The following is a 3834-nucleotide window of genomic DNA, read 5'->3' on the forward strand; positions in this document are numbered from 1 at the left end:
CATCTGATCTGCGGGATGCACGTCCACGTGGGGATTCCCGATGCCGAGACGGGCGTGGCGGTACTGAACCGCATCCGGGTGTGGCTGCCGACTCTGCTGGCCATGTCGGCGAACTCGCCCCTGTGGGACGGGCGGGACACCGGGTTTGCCAGCTGGCGGACCATCGTCTTCAGCCGTTGGCCCGTCAGCGGTCTGCCTCCGCACTTCGACGGCATCGCCGACTACGAGCGACGGCTGGAGGCGCTGGTGGCCTCCGGAGTGATCGCCGACCGGGGACAGGTCTACTGGCAGGCGAGGCTGTCCGACCGCTACCCGACCGTCGAAGTGCGCTGCCTGGACGTACAGCTGAGGGCGGAGGACGCAGTGTTGCTCGCCGGCATGGTCCGCGCCCTGGTCGCCACGGCGATCGCCGAGGAGAAGGCGGGCATGCCGCCTGCCCCCGCGGCGGACTCGGAGCTGCTCCAGGCCTCGAGCTGGCACGCGGCCCGGTACGGATTGAACGGCACCCTCATAGGGCCGGACGGCCGCCCCGGAAGCAGTGGCGACGTCCTGTGCTCCCTCGTCCGCCACGTCACACCGGCCCTGGAAACCGCCGGTGACCTCCGGGAGGTCAGCGCCCTCGTGCACCGGCTGTTGCAAGAAGGCACCCCGGCAGACCGGCAGCGCCGCGCCGTGTCCGACGGCGGGCTGCCGGCGCTGATCGGACTGATCACCAGCGCCGGGCAGTCCGACTGAGTACTCCACACCGACCCTGTGCCTGTCCCCAGTCGGCCGTGCCCGCAGCGGCGAGGGGCGACCGCACGATCCGGTGTGCGATGACTCCGCCGCCCCCGACTCCGCGCCGAGCCGGTGCCCGGAGTCCGCCCGGAGGTCGCAGTCAGCCGCCGGGCAGGGCGTGTCCGGCGAGGACCAGGAGTACGGCGTCGGCTCCGGCCAGGGCCAGGATGATCAGGAAGGGCATCCGGCCGCGGGCGAGGGCGGGCGGTGCGGCCAGTGCCGCCAGGCACAGGGCCAGTGTCACGCCCAGCAGCAGCCGGCCGGCGAGGGTCACCGGGCCGGGCGGGCCGAGCGTCACCACGGTGCAGGAGGCGAAGGCGAGAGCCGTGGCCGTCGCGATGGAAGCGCGGCGCCCCAGTCGCTGAGGGAGACCCAGCACACCGCCCGCGATGTCCTCGTCGATGTCGGGCAGAGCATTGGCGAAGTGGGCACTGGTCCCCAGCAGAGCCGCTGCCGCGGTGAGCCACACCGGGGGCCATCCGGCCGAGGGCGAGGGCGAGGCGGACGGCGAGGTCAGGGTCAGGGTCAGCGTCAGGAAGACGGGAAGCAGCCCGAAGGCGACGGCGTACGGCAGCCAGGAGGCGGGGGTGCGCTTCAGCCACAGGTTGTACGACCAGGCTGCGGCGACGCAGCCGATGTGGACCCAACCGGCCCGGGCGCCGCAGGCCAGCGACAGCGGGACGCAGGCGAGCAGGGCCGCACAGGCGGCCGCGGTCACCGCTCCGGGCCTTGCCTCCCCCGTGGCGAGCGGCTTGTCGAGGCGGCCGGCCGCCACGTCGCGCCGCATGTCCAGCCGGTCGTTGCACCAGCCGATGGACAGCTGGCCCGCGGCGACCGCGGCCACCGCTGTGGTCCCGGCGACGGGTCCTAGGCCGACGGCGGCTGCCAGCAGCGCCGTGAGGAGGGTGACGGCGGCGCCAGGCACGGGGTGACTGGCCTTCAAGACCCCCAGGAAGCCCACGCGGGCGAAGCGCCGGGCCGTCGCCGACCCCGCGGGCGCGGCGGGCGCGGTGGCTCCTTCGTCCGTGGTGGTGTCGATGGGCACCGCACCACGCTATGGGCCCGGCGCGCCCGTGGCGGCCGTGTTCAGCGTCCCCGCGCCCCGCTGTCCCTATGTTGGACCAATGACACGGGTCCTCGCGGTGAGCACGGCGTTCCCGCCACATCGCTACGCGCAGCAGGAGATCACCGACGTCCTCGCTTCCTGTCTGGCGCCCGGGGCCGACAGCGCGCTCCTGCGCCGGCTGCACGGGGCGGCCCAGGTGGAGACGCGTCACCTCGCCCTCCCCCTGGACGCGTACCGGGAGCTGGGCGGCTTCGGCCACACCAACCGCCTCTACGTCGAACTCGCCGTCGCCCTGGGCGCCGAAGCGGTCGAGCGGGCACTCGACGAGGCGGGGGTGCGCGCCGAGGAGATCGACCTGGTCGTCTCGACGACCGTGACCGGCATCGCGGCGCCCTCCGTGGAGGCCCGGCTGGCCGCACAGGTCGGCCTGCGGCCCGACGTCAAGCGGGTACCGATGTTCGGGCTCGGCTGCTCCGCCGGTGCGGCGGGGCTGGCCCGGGTCCACGACTTCCTCACCGGCCGTCCGGACGGTACGGCGCTCTTGCTGTCCACCGAACTGTGCTCGCTGACCTTGCAGCCCACGGACACCTCGGTGGCGAACCTGGTGGCGGGAAGCCTGTTCGGAGACGGGGCGGCCGCGCTGGTGGCGGTCGGTGACGACCAGGCTTCCGCGACAGCGCGCGCGTCCGACTCATCCGGCTCATCCGGCTCATCCGGCTCGTCCGGCTCGTCCGGCTCGTCCGGCTTGTCCGGCTCGTCCGGCTCGTCCGGACCAGTGGTCGCGGCCACGCGCAGCCGCCTGTACCCGGGGACGGAGCATCTCCTGGGCTGGGACGTCGGCGACTGGGGCTTCCGCATGGTCCTCGGCCGGGAGGTCCCCGAGCTCGTCCGCCTGCACGTGGCGGAGGAGATCGAGTCCTTCCTCGCCGCTCACGACCTCAAGCCCCGGGACGTCACGGCCTGGATCTGCCATCCCGGCGGCCCGAAGATCCTCGACGCGCTCGCCGACGAGCTCGGCCTGCCGGACTCCGCCCTGGCCCCCTCCCGCCGAGCGCTGGCCGCCACGGGGAACCTGTCCTCCGCCTCGGTGCTGCAGATCCTGCGCGACACCCGGGCCGCGGCGCCGCCGCCGGGATCGGCAGGCCTGATGATCGCCTTCGGGCCGGGCTTCTCCTCCGAACTCGTCCTGCTGGCCTGGTGATCGCGCCATGACGCCGTACACCCTGCTGATCTCGCTGGTCATCGCCGAACGGTTCGCGGAACTCTCCGTGGCGCGCCGCAACGCTGCCTGGAGCCGGTCCAGGGGCGGGCTCGAGTACGGAGCCGGGCACTACCCGGCGATGGTCGCCCTGCACACGGCCCTGCTGCTCGGCTGCCTCGTGGAGCCGTGGGCGGCCGACCGGCCCTTCCTGCCCCTGCTCGGCTGGCCCGCCCTCGTCCTCGTGCTGGCAGCCCAGGGCCTGCGGTGGTGGTGCATCGGCGCCCTGGGCCCCCGCTGGAACACCCGCGTGCTGATCGTCCCGGGCCTTCCGCTGATCACCCGCGGTCCCTACCGGTACCTGCGTCACCCCAACTACCTGGCCGTCGCGGTCGAGGGCGCGGCCCTTCCCCTGGTGCACACCGCCTGGGTGACCGCCCTCGGCTTCACGCTGCTGAACGCCGCCCTGCTGACCGTACGCATCCGCTGCGAGGACGGCGCACTGGAGCCCGCACGCCCGCTGCCCGCCGTGGGCGCGGCTCCGTGATCGACCTCCTCGTGGTGGGCGGCGGCCCGGCGGGCCTGGCCACCGCGATCCACGGAGCGCTCGCCGGGTTCGACGTCGTGGTCGCCGAACCGCGTCCCGCGCCCATCGACAAGGCCTGCGGAGAGGGCCTGATGCCGGGCGCGGTCCGCGCCTTGGAGGCACTCGGCGTCACGGTGCCGGGCCATCCCCTTCGGGGCATCCGCTACGTGGACGCCGTAGGCGAACGGCGGGGGGGGGGGGGGGGGT

The 3834-nt window shown here is 73.9% G+C and carries 5 protein-coding genes; 4 read left to right on the top strand and 1 reads right to left on the bottom strand.

Features of this window, described 5'->3' with window-relative positions:
• On the top strand, window positions 1–735 hold a 735-nt coding region (locus ACFWBW_RS36465; RefSeq protein WP_385382356.1), incomplete at its 5' end, for a YbdK family carboxylate-amine ligase.
• 142 nt (window positions 736–877) lie between these two features.
• Here the strand turns inward: ACFWBW_RS36465 and ACFWBW_RS36470 are convergent.
• A complete protein-coding gene (locus ACFWBW_RS36470; protein ID WP_385382359.1) occupies window positions 878–1822 on the bottom strand; it encodes a UbiA family prenyltransferase in 945 nt (314 codons plus the stop codon).
• Window positions 1823–1901: 79 nt separating this feature from the next.
• On the opposite strand from ACFWBW_RS36470, the gene ACFWBW_RS36475 reads away from it, so the two are divergent.
• The 3 genes from ACFWBW_RS36475 to ACFWBW_RS36485 form a co-directional block, all read left to right on the top strand.
• Complete coding sequence (locus ACFWBW_RS36475) at window positions 1902–3044, top strand: type III polyketide synthase (RefSeq protein WP_385382362.1); 1143 nt, start codon at window positions 1902–1904, stop codon at window positions 3042–3044.
• A 7-nt stretch (window positions 3045–3051) separates the two neighbouring features.
• On the top strand, window positions 3052–3588 hold the full coding sequence (locus tag ACFWBW_RS36480) for an isoprenylcysteine carboxyl methyltransferase family protein (protein WP_385382365.1): 537 nt from the start codon (window positions 3052–3054) through the stop codon (window positions 3586–3588).
• A partial coding sequence (locus ACFWBW_RS36485; RefSeq protein ID WP_385382368.1) for an NAD(P)/FAD-dependent oxidoreductase occupies window positions 3585–3834 on the top strand: 250 nt, incomplete at its 3' end. The genes ACFWBW_RS36480 and ACFWBW_RS36485, both read left to right, overlap by 4 nt.

It is taken from the genome of Streptomyces sp. NPDC059957 (assembly GCF_042730015.1).
In the GTDB taxonomy this organism is placed as follows: Bacteria; Actinomycetota; Actinomycetes; order Streptomycetales; family Streptomycetaceae; genus Streptomyces.

What these genes read in the sequence shown, in the direction of transcription:
- ACFWBW_RS36480 (WP_385382365.1), top strand. Translation starts at nt 3,052, where the DNA reads ATGACGCCGTACACCCTGCTGATCTCGCTGGTCATCGCCGAACGGTTC.
- ACFWBW_RS36475 (WP_385382362.1), top strand. Translation starts at nt 1,902, where the DNA reads ATGACACGGGTCCTCGCGGTGAGCACGGCGTTCCCGCCACATCGCTAC.